The sequence below is a fragment of the Halogeometricum rufum genome (assembly GCF_900112175.1).
Lineage (GTDB): Archaea > Halobacteriota > Halobacteria > Halobacteriales > Haloferacaceae > Halogeometricum > Halogeometricum rufum.
Genome location: NZ_FOYT01000001.1, coordinates 1656634 through 1673566 on the forward strand (window position 1 = coordinate 1656634; position 16933 = coordinate 1673566).

The window sequence follows — 16933 nt, forward strand, 5'->3', positions numbered from 1 at the left end:
GCCGCGGTGCACGCGACGGTCCGCCCGCCGCGCGAACGTTCAAGTGCGAACGCGCGGCCATCACCGACACCCATATGACCACCGCGGCGGGAGTGAGACGCGTGAACTGGCAGGCCGTGTTCGGCCACCCCGAACCCTACCCCGAGCAAGCCGACGGCATCGACGCGGCCATCGACGCCGCCGAGGACGACGGCTTCCTCGTGGTGGAGGGCGCGTGCGGGACGGGCAAGACGATGCTCGCACTCACGGCCGGCATCGACCGGGTCCGCGACCCCGACTCCGACTACGAACGGGTGCTGGTGCTGACGAGCGTCAAACAGCAGTTGCGACAGTTCGAGGAGGACCTGCGGACCATCAACGACGGACTGCCCGACGACTGGAACCCCGTCTCGGGGCTGACGCTGGTCGGCAAGGCGGACGTCTGCCCGTACAGTCGCGAGAGCGTCGCGGGTATCGACGACGCCACGGTGTACGACCGCTGCGAGGGTCTCAGAGAGCGCACGCGGAACCTCGTCGGCAGCGCGGGACGAAGTCCCGCTGGCAGCCGGACGCAGTCCGGCGATGACGGCGGCGTCGCCTCGACGGGCAAACTGGTGAAGGAGGCCCGCGCGGCCCAGACCGGCCTCCTCGACACCGGCGCGTCCGGCGGCGGGCCGGACTACCTCGAAACCGCCGGCGAACCGACGCCGTACCTGCCCGAGACGGCCGAGTACGAGGACACCGAGTACTGTCCGTTCTACGCGACGTTTCTGGACGACTTGCCCGAGGAGGGCGACCCGGTGGAGGCCGTCCCGTTCGACGTGACCGAGTTGGGCCTCGTCGACACAGAGGAACTCGTCCGCCTGTCGGCCGGGTACGGCACCTGCCCGCACTCGGTGATGGGCGCGGTCCTGCCGCACGTCGAAGTCGTCGTCGGCAACTACTACCACGCGTTCGACCCGACGACGGTGGGGTCGTTCACGGGCGCCCTCGTGGACGACAGCACGTTCGTCGTCTGCGACGAGGCGCACATGCTCGAACCGCGCGTCCGCGAACTCGTCAGCGACGGCGTGGGCGACGCCACTCTGCGCGACGCCGAAAACGAGTTGACTCGCGTCGTCCAGCCCGTCGAGTTCGACGACGGCGGGAAGGCGACAGAGGACGCCGACCTGGTCCGCGGCGAACTCGAAGACGCGGACGTGACGCTCCGGGAACTGAAGGAGACGCGCGACTTCGTGCGCGACGTGCGCGAGGAGGTTGACCGCCGCGTGACGGCCCACCTCGACCGAACGCTTCCCGACTGGCGCGCGGACCTCACCCGACTGGACGACGACGAGATACCCCTGCGGGACCCCGAGGAACCCGCGACGGACGAACTGACCGAGTGGGCCGAGGCGGCGGGCTACGACGAGGGGACGTGGGTCCGCGCGGAGACGGTCGGTGCCGTCGCCGCCCGCGTCCTGAACAGCGCCGAGGAGGAGGACAAACGCCGCGCCGCGCCGGCCGTCGGGCGGACGCTGGCGAACTGGGCGCGCGCGGACCACACGTCGTTCTTCCGGGAGATAGAACTCGACCGGACGTGGGACGAGACGGCCCGCGAGGACTCGTGGCGACGGGCGTACAACGCGCATCTGGCGCTCCACAACTGTATCCCCGGCGACGCCATCGCCGAACGACTCGGGGAGTTCGGCGGCGGCGTCCTCATGTCCGCGACGCTCGCCCCCCTCGACGTCTTCCGGGAGGTGACCGGGCTGAACGCCCTCGAAGCCGACGGGCGACCGGTCGTCGAGCGGACGTACGGGCTCGGCTTCCCACCGGAGAACCGCGCGTCGTTCGCCGTGGACGTGCCGAAGTTCACCTACGAGAACCGCGGGCCGCCGGGCGAGGACAACGAGACGAGACGGGCGTACGTGGACGCCTGCGCCGAGATTGCCGCCTCGCCGGGCAACGTCCTCGTCGGGATGCCGAGTTACGCCGAGGCGAAGTGGATGGCGGGCGAACTCGACGAGCGACTGTCGAAGACGGTACTGCTGGACGAGGCGTCCGACGACGGCGCGACCGAACGCCTGAAGGCCGACTTCTTCGGCGGCGGCGAGAAGGTGCTGGTGACGAGTCTGCGCGGGACGCTCACGGAGGGCGTCGACTACCGGGGCGACAGACTCGCCGCGGCCGTCGTCTGCGGCGTCCCCATCATCAACACGTCGAGTCCGCGGACGCGGGCGCTGAAGACGGCGTACGACCGCGAGTTCGGGGACGTTCCCGCGAGCGACGCGAGCGGGAGCCCGCGGGACGCGTCAGCGTCACGCGACGGGTTCGAGGCGGCGCTCACGGTGCCGGCGGTCAGGAAGGCCAGACAGGCCATCGGCCGGGTCATCCGCGGCCCCGAGGAGGTGGGCGTCCGCGCGTTCGTGGACGCACGCTACGCTCGGGACTCGTGGAACAGCGTCCGCGAGTACTTCCCGGAGACCGAACGCGAGGAGTTCTCGCCGGTCAGTCCGGACATGCTTCGGTTCGGCGTCGACCGGTTCTGGTCGTCGGTCGAGTAGGCGCGGGTCGAATCGCCGCCGCCGAGTGGCCGTTCGATGGGTCGCCGTTCGTCGACCGGTCGTCCGCCGCGGACGCCGCCGCCCGCCTAGCCGTCGTACGCGTCGCGACAGTCGTCAGAACAGAAGTGGCGATGCCGGACGGAACCGTCTTCGATCCACGTGACGACGCGGTGCGTCGCCGACTGCACTATCGGGTCGCCGCAGGTCGCACAGGTCGGCGCGTCGGACTCGTCGACGTCCGTCCCGAGGTCAGAGGTCGGGTCTACCATCTCTCCACGGGGAGAGTGACCGGACGCACTTGACTTCGACTCAGGTGGCGGAACTTGCCTCACGGGTCGCGGGTCGCCGGGTGGTGGACCGTCAGTTCCGTCTCCGACGCGGGCGTCTCGACGGTTCGCACCCGGCCGTCGGGCCAGCGAACGGTGACCTCGCGGGGCGTCGCCAACGGGGCGGTGTCGCCGCCGAGGCCGAAGTGCGCCACCGGTTCTATCTGACAGAGGTAGCCGGACCCGCCGCAGACGAGTCGCGTCTGCGCGCCGCGGTCGGTCCGGAGCGTCACGACGGCGTTGCGGGCGGGCGCGCCGTACTCCGTCACGGGGCGGACCCGGAGCCACTCGTTCTCCGTGGGGGCGGCGTACAGCGACAGCGGTTGCGACCCGAGTTCGCCGTGGACGACGAGGAGTTCGAGCGTTCCGTCGCCGTCCACGTCGCAGACCGTCGCGCCGGTGCCGAGTCCGCGGGGTTCCCGCGCCGCGCCGGGGTCGCCGACCGTCCACTCGCCGTCGCGGTGGCGGAGCAGTTGGTTCGGCGCGCCCATCGCGTTGGCGAACAGTTCGCAGGTGCCGTCGTTGTCGAAGTCGGCGGCGAGGACCGTCCGAGTCCGCGTCGGTTCCCTCCACGCCGCCGGGGCGACGTCGACGAACCCGTCGCCGCGTCGTTCGTAGATGCGGTTGGGCTCCTCCCAGTTGCCGACCGCGAGGTCGAACCGCCCGTCGCCGTCGGGGTCCACGAGGGCGACGCCGCGGGCGTGTTCCGAGGGGGCGTCGAGGCCGAACTCGGCCGCCACGTCGGTGAAGTGCCCGCGTTCGTTGCGGAGCAGGTAGTTCGGGCCGCGTTCGTTGCCGACGAACACGTCCGTCCGGTCGGTGACGATGGGGCCGACGACGAGCGACCGGCCGCCGGTGAGGAAGTCGACGCCCACCTCCTCGGCCATGTCGGTCACCTCGTCGTCGTCGCCCAGTTCGTAGAAGCGCATCGGCGCGCCGTAACACGCCAGGAGTAGCCCGTACCGTCCGGTCCCGAGGCGGTCCACGGCGGCGACGGACCGGCCCGCGCGGACGTTCTCGCGCCCGGCGTTGACGGGGAGGGTGAACACGTCTCGCCACCCCCTCGCCGTCCAGTCGAACAGGCGGTCCGTCTCCGTGGCGATGCCGCCGTAGGCGTCGCTGTTGTGGACGTACAGTTCCTCCGTGCCGTCGGCGTCCACGTCCGCGGCGACGACGCCGAACGCGTGACCGTGCGGGTCCGCGAGTGCCTCGGGCGTCACGTCGGCGACGCTCCCCGTCCCGTCGGGCGCGAGGAGGCGGTTGTCGGTGCCGTAACCGCCGACGAAGACGCGCGGCCCGTCCGGGCCGACGAAGACCGCCGCTCCGTACCCTTTGAGCGGTCGCCTGTCGGGGAGACGGCCGGAGCGGTCCTCGAACATACCCCCCATCGGCGGTGGACGCCGAAAAACGTCAGGGTCTGCGTCAGACCGGGCGAGTGCGGCCAGTCGGCGCGAACACCTCCGAAATGAGGACTTTCTATATTGTGGACTAAATATCGGCCGTGGTGTCTATTGAGCTGACTTAGCAGGGGTTATGTAGGCCGGCGGCGCCACGTGTAACTGAGGACGCATATGTCCGACTCACCCGCCAGTTCACAGGGGCCGTCCGAACCGTGGGCAACGACCGACGCCGCCGCGAGCACGTTCCGCGAAATCGACGGTCGAGACTACGAACTCCACAGCGTCGTCGTCCAGTACGACGGCGAACCGGACCGGTGTACGGTCTATCCGCGTCGCGACCGCTGTCTCGACCGGATGGCGGCGTGGTTGTCCGCCGACCTCGACGCGTTCGTCGGCCTCGAAGAGATGCGCTAGAAGGCGTCAGACAGCGTCCGCTGGACCGCCTCCTCGCCGACGGCGGCCGCCAGCGCCTCGAACCCCTGTCGTTCGGCGCGGTCGCGCGCGTTCGCGACGAGGCGCGAGACGATGAACTCCGGCGTGGACTTGCCGACGGTACCGAAGCGCGGTTGGTAGTCCACGCGAAGCGCCAACTCCTCGGTCAGCCCCTCCGCGAAGATGCCGTCGATGCGCGCCTCGTCCGGGAGCGGACTCAGGTCGTCGGCGAGGTGCGTCACGTAGACGCCGAGAGCCTCCTGGTCGACCGTCAACGACACCAGCCCGTTGAGCAGGTCGGCCGCCCGGCCGGGTTCGGTGATGGCCTCGAACTCGTCGACGAGCATCAGCGTCCGCCCGCCCGAGGCGAGGGGCGGGACGATGGACTTCAGCGTCGACTCGAGGACGCCCGCGTTGAAACTGGCGTGCCGTCGGTGGAAGACGATGGTGTCGAAGTCGCCGACCTCTGCGGCCTCGGCGGGGACGGGCAGGCCCATCGAGGCGAGGAGGACGACCTGACAGAGCGTCTCCAACAGCGTCGTCTTCCCGCCGGAGTTCGCCCCCGTGAGCACCGCCACCCGGTCCCCCGACGGGGGCGCGGCGTCGCCGCCGCCGAGTCCGTGCGTGCCGACGGCGTAGGAGACGGGGTCGACGTCGCCCGACAGCGTGAGGTTCCGCGCGCCGACGACGGCGACGCCGTCGGCGACGAGTGCGGGGCGCGTGAGGTCGTACTCCGCCGCGAACCGCCCGAGCGACAACTCGAAGGCGATGTCGGAGACGGCGGTGAGCGCGGCGTCCACGTCCTCGCGGGCGGCCTCCACGTCGCCCCGCAGGTCGGCCGCGACGCGTTCCTCGCGCGCCTCGACGTCGGCTTCGAGTTCCTCCACCAGCGTCCGGAGCGTCGTCGAGGCGAAGTCCGCCTCGTCGTAGGCGTCGGCGGCCGTCGCGGCTTCGATGCGCCCGCGCCGGAGGTCCGACTCCTCGGCGACGTACTCGACGAACGCCGACTGAAACTCCTCCAGACTGCGGACGCCGCGCGACCGGACCGATTCGAGGACGTCCAGCGCGCCGTTCTCCAGTCCGCGGACGGTGTCGAGTCTGTCCCGGAGTCGGTCCAGTTCCTCGTCGGCGCCGGCGGCGACGGAGCCGTCGGGTTCGACGTAGCCGAGTGCGCCCGCGGCGTCGCGGAGTGCGTCGTCGTCCACGCCGTCGAGGGCGGCGAACGTCGTCCCGCGCAGTCCCGCCTCGCGGAGCGAGAGGGCCGCCTCGACGGCCGCACGGTCGGTCCCGCCCGCCTCGTCGTAGCGCTCGAACGCGTCGAGGACGGCCGTCCGCGACGCCTCGTCGAGGGCCGCCCACGCCTCGCGGGCGGCGAGCACGTCGTCCAGTCGTTCCTCGCGCTCTTCGACCCGTTCCAGCGGCGTGAGCACGCGAATCCGGTCGGCGGCGTGGTCGGTGACGGCGTACTCGCTGGCGAGGGTCAACAGGTCGTCGTACACGTCGTGGACGTCGCGCGTGCCGAGGGCGTCCATCCCGGCCGCGCCGTTCGCCCGCCGGAGGATTCGAACCGCCCGCCCGCGGGGGAGACCCGCGTCGGCGAGCGTCCTGATGTCGGCTCCCTCGATGGCCTCGACGGCCCGTTCGACGCCGAGCGTCTCGCGGAGTCGTTCGCTCGTCTTCGGACCGACCCCCCAGTAGTCCTGCAGTCGCATACGGGCACGTGGTCAGGGGCCCCCTTGTAGGTTCCTCGTTCGCGCCGTCGGCGCTTCGGGTCGGAACTCACCGCGCCGTCGCCGTCCGGTCGGCGAGCGACGGCCTCGGCGTCGTCCGTCCGGCTACCGGGTCGTGAGGCGTCGGTCGTCGCCGGTCACGGCCCCCGCGTCCGCTGATTCTCCGTCCCCGCCGTCGGCGGCGGAGTCGGCGTTCGACGACGTGCCGTTCGACGCGTCGGCGTCCGCGGCGGCCGACGAGAGGACGTCGGTGAGGAGTCTGACGGCGGCCGCGTGGTCGCCGCGCGAGGCGCGGAGCGCAATCGAGGTGGTTCCGAGTTCCCGGTACTCCGCGAACGCGCTCTCGTCGACGACGCCCCGTTCGACGAAGTCCTCCGCGACGCACGTCAGGAGGGCGTGGAGGTGGACCAGTTCGTTCTTCTTCATCGTCGCAGAGTAGGGGTTCAGGCCGGGTAAAGGCCGCGCCCGTGGAAATCGGCGTCGCGGCCACACCGCCCGGAAATGCAGTCGAACGAGGCGGCCCCCGACGGCTGAGAGACGGGGAAAGCCGTATATGTTTCGCACTAAGATAGACTACAAAGAACGAGGCCTCCGGTTTGGGAGGCGTCGCGACCATCATGGAGCACACCCCGACGAATCAGGCCGGCGGCCAACTCGACGCGGACGTGTACGAACACCTCGAACGGACCTCCGAGGCGGTGTTCGCACTCGACACCGAGTTTCGGTTCACCTATCTCAACGGCAAGGCGTCGGCGTTGCTGGACAGAGACCCGGACGAACTCATCGGGGAGTTGGTGTGGGACGAGTTCCCGGCCGCGCTGAGTTCGACGTTCCAGCGAGAGTACGAACGCGCGTTCGAGGAGGACGAACACGTGCGGTTCACGGAGTACTACGGTCCACTCGGCCGGTGGTTCGAGGTGGACGCCTACCCCGCGGAGACGAGCCTCACCGTCTACTTCCGGGACGTGACGGACCGCCGGAACCGGGAGGAGCGTCTCGAACGCCAGCGGGACCGACTCGACATCCTGGAGACGTTCACGCAGGTCATAAGCGAGGTGAGTAGCGCCAGCGAGGACGCCATCTCGCGGGCACACATCGAGCAGTTGGTGTGTAGTCGGCTGGTCGAGACGACGCCGCTGAACTTCGCGTGGATCGGTCGCGTCGACGGCGACGACATCGAACCGTCGGCGTGGGCGGGCGCGGAACACGGCTACCTCGACGAGACGTCGTTCTCCATCGACCCGGAGAAAGAGACCGGACGCGGCCCCGCCGGGCGCGCCGTGTCGGAGCGAGAAGTGCAGATTACGGCCGACATCGAACAGTGCGACGCGTGGGAACCGTGGCGCGAGGCGGCACTCGAACGCGGGTACCGGGCGTGCGCGTGCGTCCCGTTGGAGTATCGCGGGTCGAACTACGGCGTCCTCTGTCTGTACTCCGACAGCGTCGGCGCCTTCGGCACCGAGGACGGTCCGACGAACTCGCTGCAACAACTCGGCGACGCAATCACGCACGCCATCGACACCGTCGAGCGTCGGCAGGAGGAACGCGAACTGAAGCGGCGGCGCGAGGAGTTCAGCACCTTCGTGGACGACGTCGAGGAGTACGCCATCTTCCGACTCGACCCGGACGGTCACGTCGCCAGTTGGAACCGCGGTGCCGAGGACATCAAGGGCTACTCGGAGTCCGAGGTGCTCGGCAGACACTTCTCCATCTTCTACACCGAGGAGGACGCCGAGGACGGCCACCCCGAGGAGATGCTGGCGGAGGCGCGGCGGACCGGGCAGGCCAAAGACGAGGCGTGGCGCGTCCGCAAGGACGGGGAGCGATTCTGGGCGTCGGTCACCGTCTCGGCCCTGACCGACGAGGACGGGACGTGTCGAGGGTTCGTGAAGGTCGTTCGGGACATGACCGACCGCCGGCGCCGCGAACGCCGCCTCGAAGCCGTCTTCAACCGGACGTTCCAGTTCATGGGGTTGATGGAACCGGACGGAACCGTGCTGAAGGTGAACGACGCCGCCACGGAGTTCGCGGGCGCGGACCGGTCGGAACTGGTCGGCAAGCGGTTCTGGGAGGCCCCGTGGTGGGACGCGAACGCGGAGACGGTCGACGGCCTGAAGGACGCCATCAGGTGGGCCTCCGCGGGCGACTTCGTGCGCTACGAGGCGTCCGGGAGGGACCCCAAGACGGGCGAGGAACTCGTCGTCGACTTCTCCATCACGCCGGTGCGAGACGAACGCGGGGAAGTCGTCCTCCTCGTCCCCGAAGGCCGGGACGTCACCGACCGAAAACAGCACGAACGGGACCTCCGCCGCGAACGCGAGCGACTGGAGTTCATGAACCGCATCCTGCGCCACAACCTCCTCAACGGGCTGAACGTCGTCAGCGCCCGCGCGGAGATTCTCGAAGACTTCGTCGAGGGGCCCGGACGGGACCACCTCGTGACGGTGCGCAACCGCGTCGAGGAGATGGTCGACCTGGTGGAGACGATGCGGACGTTCACGAAGGCCATCGTCGACAGCGAGTCGCACGAACTGGTGCCGAAACCCCTCGGGAAGACGCTCGTCCGCGAACTCGAACGCCTCGACGACGACTACGCGGACGTGGTCGTCTCGACGGACGGAGCGATACCCGACGTGGAGGTGATGGCGGACGACCTGCTGTCGCAGGTGTTCGAGAACGTCCTCTCGAACGCCGTCCAGCACAACGACAAGGCCGTCCCGCGCGTCACCGTCGGCGTCGAACGACGAGACGACGACACGGTGTCCGTCCGCATCGCCGACAACGGGCCCGGCATCCCCGACGAGGAGAAACGCCGCATCGTCGAGAAGGGCATCGAGGGCCTCTCGACGCCGGGGAGCGGGTTCGGCCTCTACCTCGTGAAGGAACTCGTCGACAGTTACGGCGGCCGCGTGGACGTGACCGACAACGACCCGGAGGGTGCCATCTTCACCATCACGTTTCAGACCGCCTGACAGTGCGTTCGACGAAGATTTTAACGTCCGTTAATTTTTCCGTGGTGTTAAATTCGACTCACCAATGGTCAAATATATATCTGTGGGGGCAGTCTGAAACGCTATCAACATGTCCACAGAACGTTCGCTGGGCGACGACGGCGAGAATCGCTCAGCGAAGCCGGTCGTTCTCGTCGTCGACGACGACGAGGACCTGGCGGACACCTGCGAATACTGGCTCCGCGACGACTACGAGGTCCGCGTCGCGTACGGCGGCGAGGACGCCCTGTCGCAGGCGGACGAGACGGTAGACGTCGTCCTCCTGGACCGTCGGATGCCCAACCTGTCGGGCGACGACGTCCTCGAACGCCTCCGAGAGCGAGGGCTCGACTGCCACGTCGCGATGATGACGGCCGTCGAACCGGACACCGAAATCGTCGACATGCCGTTCGACGACTACCTCGTGAAGCCGGTGACGAAGACGGACGTCCGCGAGGCCGTCGAGGAACTGGTCGTGCGGTCGGAGTTCGACGAGGAGGTCCGGGAGTTCTTCGCGCTCGAATCGACCGAGGCGGCCCTGGAGACGCGCGACGTGGAGGACCTCCGCGACCCGGAGGCGTTGAACGAACTCCGCCAACAGGTGGAGACGGTTCGACGGGGACAGGAGGACGAAATCGAGCGTCGCCAGCGCCAACTCGACCGCCTGCACCACATCAACGACCTGCTCAGAGAGGTCGACAGGGCGCTCGTGGACGCCACGACGCGCGAGGAGATAGAGGAGACGGTGTGCGAAGCGCTCGCGTCGTTCGACTCCTACCTCGGCGCGTGGGTCGCACGCTACAGCGACACGGTCGACACGGTCAGTTGCCGGACCGCCGCGGGCATCACGCTGCCCCGCCTCGACGGACAGACGGACGCCGTCACGCCTCTCGTTCGTTCGGCCCTGCAGGACCTCGACGCGGTACTCGTCGAACGCGTGGACGCCGACCACTTCCGGGCGGTGTTCGAGTCCGACGAGGGGTCCGCGACGGACCTGTCGCCGGAGCGCCTCTCCGCCATCGTCGTCCCCATCGCCTACCGCGACACCGCGTACGGCGCGCTCGTCGTCTACACCGACGGCGAGGAGTCGTTCGACGACGACGACAGGGCGGTGTTCGACGAACTCGGCGCGACCATCGGTCACGGTATCAACGCCGCCGAGTCCAAGCGCCTCCTCTACAGCGACACGGCGGTGGAACTGGAGTTCACGCACGGTGACCGCGGCGACCTGTTCGTGGACCTCTCGGCGGCCGTCGGCGCGCGCGTCTCGTTGCAGGGGTTCTCCCCCGCCGCCGACGGCGGCATCTCCTGTTACGTCAGCGTCGAGGGAGCCGCCGCCGACACCGTCCTCGAGTACCTCACCACGCACGACGACGTCGAACACGCGCGGACCATCACCGACACGCCCGAGAAGTCGCTGTTCGAGTTTCGCGTCGCGGACTCGACGGTGCTGGTCCCCCTCGTCGAGTTCGGCGCGAGCGTCGACACCCTGACGGCCGCCGACGGGGACGGGTCGCTCGTCGTCACCGTCTCGCCGGAGGCGGACCTGCGCGTCCTGAGCGACACCCTCCAGTCGGCGTTCCCCGCGATGGAAGTCGTCGCCAAGCGCGAAGTCGAGCGCTCGGTCCAGTCGACGGAGACGTTCAAGCGCGAACTGGAGGACAAACTCACGAACAGACAGCGGGACGTGTTGGAGACGGCGTTCGTCTCGGGCTACTTCGACTGGCCGCGCGGGAGCACGGCCGAGGAGGTGGCCGAGTCGCTCGGTATCTCCGCGCCGACGTTTCACGAACACTTGCGCGCGGGCGAGCAGAAACTGATGGCGACGTTCTTCGAGGAGACGGCCGAATCGTCCGCGGACGAACGGCGGCAGATAGCGGACTCGGCGAACCGCGACTGAGGAGTCGGGCGTCGCGGAGGCGGGAGCGCGCGGTCACGACGGGTCGACGCGACGCTCGTTGGTCCTTCGGACGAGACGGTATCAGAACGAGCGACTGCTCCCGACGCGGCACGTCGCCGTCGAGTCAGTGCTGTGGGGGTTCGGAGGCGGACGCGAGGTCCGAGACGGCGTCGAGGAGTTCGTCTCGGGAGATGGGTTTCGTGAGGTGCGCGTCGAAGCCGAGTTCGGACACCTCCGGGCCGAACTCCTCGACGCTGGTCGCCGTGAGGAGGGCCACCTGCGCGTTCGCCTCCGCCTCGCGGAGTCGTTCGAGGACGCGTTCTCCGGAGAGGCCCGGCATGCGCCGGTCGAGGAGGACCACGTCGACGGACGGACCGAACGCGCTGACCGCCTCGTGGCCGTCGTAGGCGGTCCGCACGCGGTAGTCGTCGGACAGCCACACGGCCATGCTGTCCGTCAGGGCGGCCTCGTCGTCTGCGACGAGGACGGTGGGGCGTTTCGTCGGCACGTCAGCTGATGTGAGGGTCATGGGTACGATGAATCCACCGGAGTTCGGCACCGTCGCTCGGGGTCGCCCGTGTATCTATCGAGCGGTGGGGCGAGCGGTCGCCGGACGATACGGGGGCGGATTCGGTCACGCGTCGTTCATTCGTTGGCTGGTCTCGTCACCGCACTTGACGCACTCCGTCACGCGGTACGGCTCCCGCGAGAACTCCTGATTGGTTTGCTTCGAACTCTCAGTCTTCAGTTCGATGGAGACGTCGTGCGCGGTTCGGACGCCACAGTTGTCACAGTACTCCGTCAGCTCGGTAAGTCCCGGTTCACTCTTCGACATTGTGATTCGCCACCTACGGATAGCGGCCACGCGGGCATAGACAGTCGGCCTAAGCCGTTAGGGAGCGCCCGAACCGGCACGAAAAATAGCCCGTCTCACTCGGACGTCGCGACTTCTGCCTGCGGAGCCTCCTCTTCTCGCTCGTACTTGTCGCGGAACTCCTGGATGAGCGTCCCCATCTTCGCGTACCAGTCGTTGAGCATCCGCTGCATGTCGTCTGCGACTTCGTCCGGGTCTGTCGGTCGGTAGACGTGGTAGTACCCACCCTGGTCGTAGTTGACCTGCTCCTTCTGGACGAACCCCGTCTGCAGGAGTCGCTGGATAGCCCGATAAGCCGTCGAACGTTCGCGCTCGACGCTGTCGGCTACCTCGTCCACGGTCAGCGGTTCGGCTGACTCGACGAGCGTTCGGAACACTTCCTTGTCCAGTTGTTTGAGGCCGTGAAGACACTCCAAGAGCCCCTCGCACTCCATGTCGGCCTGGAGATATTCGGCCATCGAATCGGGCATACTCGTCGTTTCTTGGGAGTCCGCGGTAAAAAGGGTTTGTTTGAACGGTACAACACTGACCCAACCGCGTCAGACGGTGCGAACGCCGTTCGCCGGAGCCGTCCGGCGCGGCGGTCCGCCCGGCCAGTCGCGCGGGTCAGTCGGCCGACGTCGCCGCGGCGTCGTCGGACGACCCGAGCGCGGTCCGGAGATACCCCTGCGCGTACGCCCCGAGGAACATCCCGCCGATGGCCCAGAGGATGGGGACGTTACCGACGCCGAGGCTGGCGTAGGCCGCGCCCGGGCAGATGCCCGAGAGTCCCCAGCCGACGCCGAAGACGGCGCCGCCGAAGAGGACGTTCCGGTCGAACGACTTCTCGCGGCGTTCGTACGGCCGGCCGGTGAGCGGTGCGCCGCGCTTCAGTCTGACGCCGACGGTGAAGACGACGGCGGTGACGGCGGCGGCGCCGCCCATCACGAACAGGAGGCCGAAGTCCTCGAACTGCAGGAAGTTCAGGACGACTTCGGGCCGCGCCATCCGACTCAGGCCGAGGCCGAACCCGAACACCAGCCCGCCGACGAAGATGACGGGGAGGAACAGGGGGTGAGCGTCGTCCTGCGCCGGACGGACGCCGTTCTCGGCGCTCACGGCGACACCCCCAGCGCGGCGACGAGTTGCGCCGTCCCGATGGCGAGGAGCATGAACGTGGCGACGTTGGCGATGGAGGTGTTCGACCCCGACCCGATGCCGCAGACGCCGTGGCCGGAGGTGCAACCCTTGCCGAGGCGCGTCCCCGCGCCGACCAGCGTCCCGCCGACGAGGAGCCGCCACGGTTGGACCTCGGTCGTCCACCCGCCGGGACCGAGCGTCAGGGCGTAGACGGCCGCGCCGAGGACGATGCCGACGGTGAAGACGACGCGCCAGTCGCGCGAGCGGACGTACTTCCCCTTGTTGAACCGCGGGACGTTCGAGACGTACGACAGCGTCGATTCGAGGAACGTGCTCGCGCCGGCGATGATGCCCGTCGAGAGGTAGATGGCGGACGCGCCGAGGCCGATGAGGACGCCGCCGAGGGCGTAGTGAACCCAGCCGTTCGGGAACAGGTCGGCGACGCCGACGGACAAGAGGTCGGCGACGCCGACGGACAAGAGGTCGGCGACGCCGGCGAGCGGAACGGCGGCCACGGCGGCGAGTGAGAGACCGGACATCGTCGCTCAGTCGGCCGTCCCCGCGGCGCAGTTGTTCGGGCCGAGTTCGAGCGTGAACGCCTCGTCGTCGTCCACGTCGGTCCGGCCGAGGTTCGTCTCGATTATCTCCTCGTAGTTCGCCGGCCGCGGCGGCATGTCCGAGAGGACGTAGTCGACGAACGCCTCGCGGTCGTACCGGAGCGCGTCCATGCGCGCGGTCAGTTCTCCGAGGGAAGCCGTGTACGTGCCGTCTTCGTGCGCGGCCGCCCCGCCCGACGTGTGAGCCGGAGCGATGCGCGTATCATCGGGGAGGGGGCGAATCCGCTCCTGGAGCGTCTCGTACAGCGTCCGCGCCGCGTCGCGAGCGCCCGCCTCGCCCTCCTCCAGGTCGGGTCGAGCCACGCTGTCGGTGAACAGGCCGTCGCCGGTCAGGAGCACGTCGCCGACGCGGACGGAGGTCATCCCGGAGGTGTGCCCGGGGGTCGCCATCGCTTCGAGCGCCGCGTCGCCGACGGTGAGTTCGTCGCCGTCCTCGACGAGGACGTCCGCGTCGTAGGCGACGCCGCGGGCCGCCGCGGCGGCCGAGAGGACCGTCTTCGCACCCGTCGCCGCGGCGAGTTCGCGCAGTCCGCTGACGTGGTCGGCGTGGACGTGCGTGTCGACGACGTACTCGATGCTCGCGCCGTACTCGCGGGCGTCGGCGACGTAGCGGTCGGTGAACGCGCGGAGGGGGTCGACGACGGCCGCCTCGTCGCCCGAGACGACGAGGTAGGCGAGACACCCGCTGGACGGTCGGTGGTACTGGCCGACGGTCCCGTCGAAGTCGGTGTCGAGTTCGGCGTACTCGTAGAGGCCGGCCCAGCCCTCCATCCCGTCTTCGAGGACGACGGCGTCGTAGCCCGCCTGCCGGAGTTTCCCGGCGACGAACTCGCTGGTGTGGGCGACGGCGCAGAGGACGACGAACTCCTCGTCCTCGGGCAGGCCGGCGACGAGTTCGTCGGTCAGTTCGGCGTCCAGATACTCGGTGTACGAGCGGTTGACGTGTGTCGCGGTGGGGGCGTCGATGCGCCACTCCTCGTGCTTCTCCGGCGGGCGGGTGTCGAGAAGGACGAGTTCCTCGCCGGCGTCGAGTCGCGCCTTCAGCGACTCCGCCGAGATAGCCGGCACCTCGACGTCCAAATCGGGGAGGTCTGGCAGACTCATGTAGGTACCCCGACTACTGGACACGCGCCCTTAAGGATTTCCAAGGTTGTGTGCAGAGAGCGAAATACTGCGTCTGTTCTCCGTCTCGCGTAGCGTCACGCATCGGTCCGTGAGCCGACCTCCGCGGCCCTCGTATCAACAAGCTGTCTGGTTTCGCGACTCTCCGGAGCGAGGGGTATTGTTCGGAGCGGACAACTACTCGCCGGGCGGTCAGACGTTCCAACCGTCGCCGAACGACTCGAACCGCGCCAGGTCGTGCCCGTAGAGGACGTCGCCGCCGGTGCGGCGTTCGAGTTCCTTCACCGTCTGCAGACTGTCGAACCAGTCCCGCTCGGACCACAGCAGACCCGGTCCGAGTGGCACCTCGTCGGCGTAGTTCGCGTCCACGTAACACTCGTCGCCCGCGACGAGTACCGTCTCCCCGGGCAGGTCGATTCGCGCGCCCATCACGCCGGGCGTGTGCCCCGGCAGGTGGTGCAACTCGAAGTCCTCCGCGACGGTGTGGCGGTGCCCGTGGACGACGTTCCAGTTCAGGTCGCGGTCGAAGTCCGAGGCGAGGTAGGCGATAGAGCCTTCGGTCGTCTTCGCGGAGTAGTAGGCGAACTTCAGTTCCTCCTCGTGGACGTATATCGGCACGTCCGTCCCGGCGAACGCGCGGAGGCCGCCGGCGTGGTCGAGGTGGAGGTGGCTCGTCACGACGGCGTCGATGTCCGACAGGTCGTAGCCGACGCGGTTCAGGTCCGCTTCGAGTTCGTGCTCCGCGGCGTCGACGTGCGAGAACGCCTGGTACAGCGGTTCGGGCCAGTAGCCGTCGCCCGCCTCGGGGTGCGACCCCGTGTCCCAGAGGAACGTCCCCTCGGGGTGGTCTATCACCGCGTTCCAGACGACGAACTCCCCCATCTCGTGGTCGGGGTTCGGGTTCGACGCGCTTCCCATCGTGTAGCCGTCCACGACGTAGCCCATGTCCGCGTGCACGCGACCTCTGTCCACTAGTCTGACTGACGCATCGACCATACTGGCCGGTAGGCCGGAGCGGGGATAACTATTCGTCCGAACGACGGTGCGGGGAGGGCTCAGATGACGTTCTGGAGGATGCCGCCGTCCACGGCGAGTGCCTGCCCGGTGACGTTCCGGTTCGTCGCGTAGAAGACGGCGAGGCGGCCCATGTCCTCGGGCGACTGGTCGCGGCCGAGGGGGATGGCGCGCTTGACCGTCTCCTCGTAGTCCTCGCCCATCTGGGGCGTCAGCACCTTGCTCCACATCGGCGTGTCCACGATGCCGGGGCAGATGGCGTTGACCGTCACGTCGTCGCCGGCGAGTTCGAGCGACAGCGACTTGGTGAGTCCGAGGACGGCGTGCTTCGACGCGCAGTAGTGGGCCAGTCCCGCCGCGCCGATGGTCCCGGCGATGGAGGCGGTATTGATTATCGACCCCTTCGACTCCTTGAGGTGCGGAATCGCCGCCCGCGACGGCAGGAACACGCCCTTGACGTTCACGTCCATCACCGAGTCCCACTCCTCTTCGTCCATCTCGTCGACCGTGTCGAAGGTGATGATGCCCGCGTTGTTGCAGAGGACGTCCAGTCGGCCGAACTCCGAGATGGTCTCCTCGACCATCGCCTCGACCTGGTCGGCGTGCGTCACGTCGCACTCGACGATGTGCGCCCGCCGGCCGTGTTCTTCGACCCGGCCGGCCACCTCCTCGGCCCGCGTCGCGCCGCCGACCTCCGTCGACGACTGCTGGTTGTACTCCGTGTCGAGGACGTCCACGTCCGCGACGACGACGTCGCTACCCGCCTTCGCCAGTTCCACCGCGATTCCCTCGCCGATCTGTCCGCCCGCCCCGGTCACTATCGATACCGCGTCTTCCAGCGAGTGTTCGGTAGACATACCGACCCGAAGTACGTTCCATGGTAC

At 68.8% G+C, this 16933-nt stretch carries 16 protein-coding genes; 4 read left to right on the forward strand and 12 right to left on the reverse strand.

Going from position 1 to position 16933, the window contains the following annotated elements; translation table 11 throughout:
• Positions 1–74: 74 nt before the first annotated feature.
• Positions 75–2525, forward strand: coding sequence for an ATP-dependent DNA helicase (locus BM310_RS08555; protein WP_089806483.1), 2451 nt, complete (start codon positions 75–77; stop codon positions 2523–2525).
• An 86-nt stretch (positions 2526–2611) separates the two neighbouring features.
• On the opposite strand, the gene BM310_RS08560 is transcribed toward BM310_RS08555, so the two are convergent.
• Positions 2612–2794 (reverse strand): DUF7576 family protein, encoded by a 183-nt coding sequence (locus BM310_RS08560; protein ID WP_089806485.1) that lies wholly within the window; start codon positions 2792–2794, stop codon positions 2612–2614.
• 59 nt (positions 2795–2853) lie between these two features.
• Positions 2854–4230, reverse strand: a complete 1377-nt coding sequence (locus BM310_RS08565) for a CRTAC1 family protein (RefSeq protein WP_089806487.1) — start codon at positions 4228–4230, stop codon at positions 2854–2856.
• Positions 4231–4422: 192 nt separating this feature from the next.
• Between BM310_RS08565 and BM310_RS08570 the strand changes: the two genes are divergently transcribed.
• Complete coding sequence (locus BM310_RS08570) at positions 4423–4665, forward strand: DUF7511 domain-containing protein (RefSeq protein WP_089806489.1); 243 nt, start codon at positions 4423–4425, stop codon at positions 4663–4665.
• Here the strand turns inward: BM310_RS08570 and BM310_RS08575 are convergent.
• Positions 4662–6395 carry a MutS-related protein gene (locus tag BM310_RS08575; RefSeq protein ID WP_089806491.1) on the reverse strand — a complete coding sequence of 578 codons (1734 nt, stop codon included), beginning with the start codon at positions 6393–6395 and terminating at the stop codon, positions 4662–4664. The two genes, BM310_RS08570 and BM310_RS08575, sit on opposite strands and share 4 nt — an antisense overlap.
• Positions 6396–6518: 123 nt before the next feature.
• Positions 6519–6839 (reverse strand): UPF0058 family protein, encoded by a 321-nt coding sequence (locus BM310_RS08580; protein WP_089806493.1) that lies wholly within the window; start codon positions 6837–6839, stop codon positions 6519–6521.
• 191 nt (positions 6840–7030) lie between these two features.
• On the opposite strand from BM310_RS08580, the gene BM310_RS08585 reads away from it, so the two are divergent.
• Positions 7031–9385 (forward strand): PAS domain S-box protein, encoded by a 2355-nt coding sequence (locus tag BM310_RS08585; RefSeq protein ID WP_089806496.1) that lies wholly within the window; start codon positions 7031–7033, stop codon positions 9383–9385.
• A gap of 109 nt (positions 9386–9494) precedes the next feature.
• Positions 9495–11303 (forward strand): bacterio-opsin activator domain-containing protein, encoded by a 1809-nt coding sequence (locus tag BM310_RS08590; RefSeq protein WP_089806498.1) that lies wholly within the window; start codon positions 9495–9497, stop codon positions 11301–11303.
• A 124-nt stretch (positions 11304–11427) separates the two neighbouring features.
• Here the strand turns inward: BM310_RS08590 and BM310_RS08595 are convergent, their stop codons facing one another.
• From BM310_RS08595 to BM310_RS08630, 8 genes are all read right to left on the reverse strand, one after another.
• Positions 11428–11832 carry a response regulator transcription factor gene (locus BM310_RS08595; protein WP_089806500.1) on the reverse strand — a complete coding sequence of 135 codons (405 nt, stop codon included), beginning with the start codon at positions 11830–11832 and terminating at the stop codon, positions 11428–11430.
• A gap of 105 nt (positions 11833–11937) precedes the next feature.
• A complete protein-coding gene (locus BM310_RS21900; RefSeq protein WP_089806503.1) occupies positions 11938–12138 on the reverse strand; it encodes a DUF7835 family putative zinc beta-ribbon protein in 201 nt (66 codons plus the stop codon).
• 95 nt (positions 12139–12233) lie between these two features.
• Positions 12234–12647 (reverse strand): helix-turn-helix domain-containing protein, encoded by a 414-nt coding sequence (locus BM310_RS08605; RefSeq protein ID WP_089806505.1) that lies wholly within the window; start codon positions 12645–12647, stop codon positions 12234–12236.
• Positions 12648–12783: 136 nt separating this feature from the next.
• Entirely contained in the window at positions 12784–13275 is a 492-nt protein-coding gene (locus BM310_RS08610; protein WP_089806507.1) for a YeeE/YedE family protein, read from the reverse strand.
• A complete protein-coding gene (locus tag BM310_RS08615) occupies positions 13272–13835 on the reverse strand; it encodes a YeeE/YedE family protein (RefSeq protein ID WP_089806509.1) in 564 nt (187 codons plus the stop codon). Before BM310_RS08615 ends, BM310_RS08610 begins: the two co-directional genes overlap by 4 nt.
• 6 nt (positions 13836–13841) lie before the next feature.
• Positions 13842–15017, reverse strand: coding sequence for an MBL fold metallo-hydrolase (locus BM310_RS08620; protein WP_089806511.1), 1176 nt, complete (start codon positions 15015–15017; stop codon positions 13842–13844).
• A gap of 210 nt (positions 15018–15227) precedes the next feature.
• The gene (locus BM310_RS08625; RefSeq protein ID WP_089806513.1) at positions 15228–16031 is read right to left on the reverse strand and encodes an N-acyl homoserine lactonase family protein; all 804 of its coding nucleotides are present in this window, start codon (positions 16029–16031) and stop codon (positions 15228–15230) included.
• Between the two features lie 59 nt (positions 16032–16090).
• Complete coding sequence (locus BM310_RS08630; RefSeq protein ID WP_089806515.1) at positions 16091–16906, reverse strand: SDR family NAD(P)-dependent oxidoreductase; 816 nt, start codon at positions 16904–16906, stop codon at positions 16091–16093.
• Positions 16907–16933: the final 27 nt, after the last annotated feature.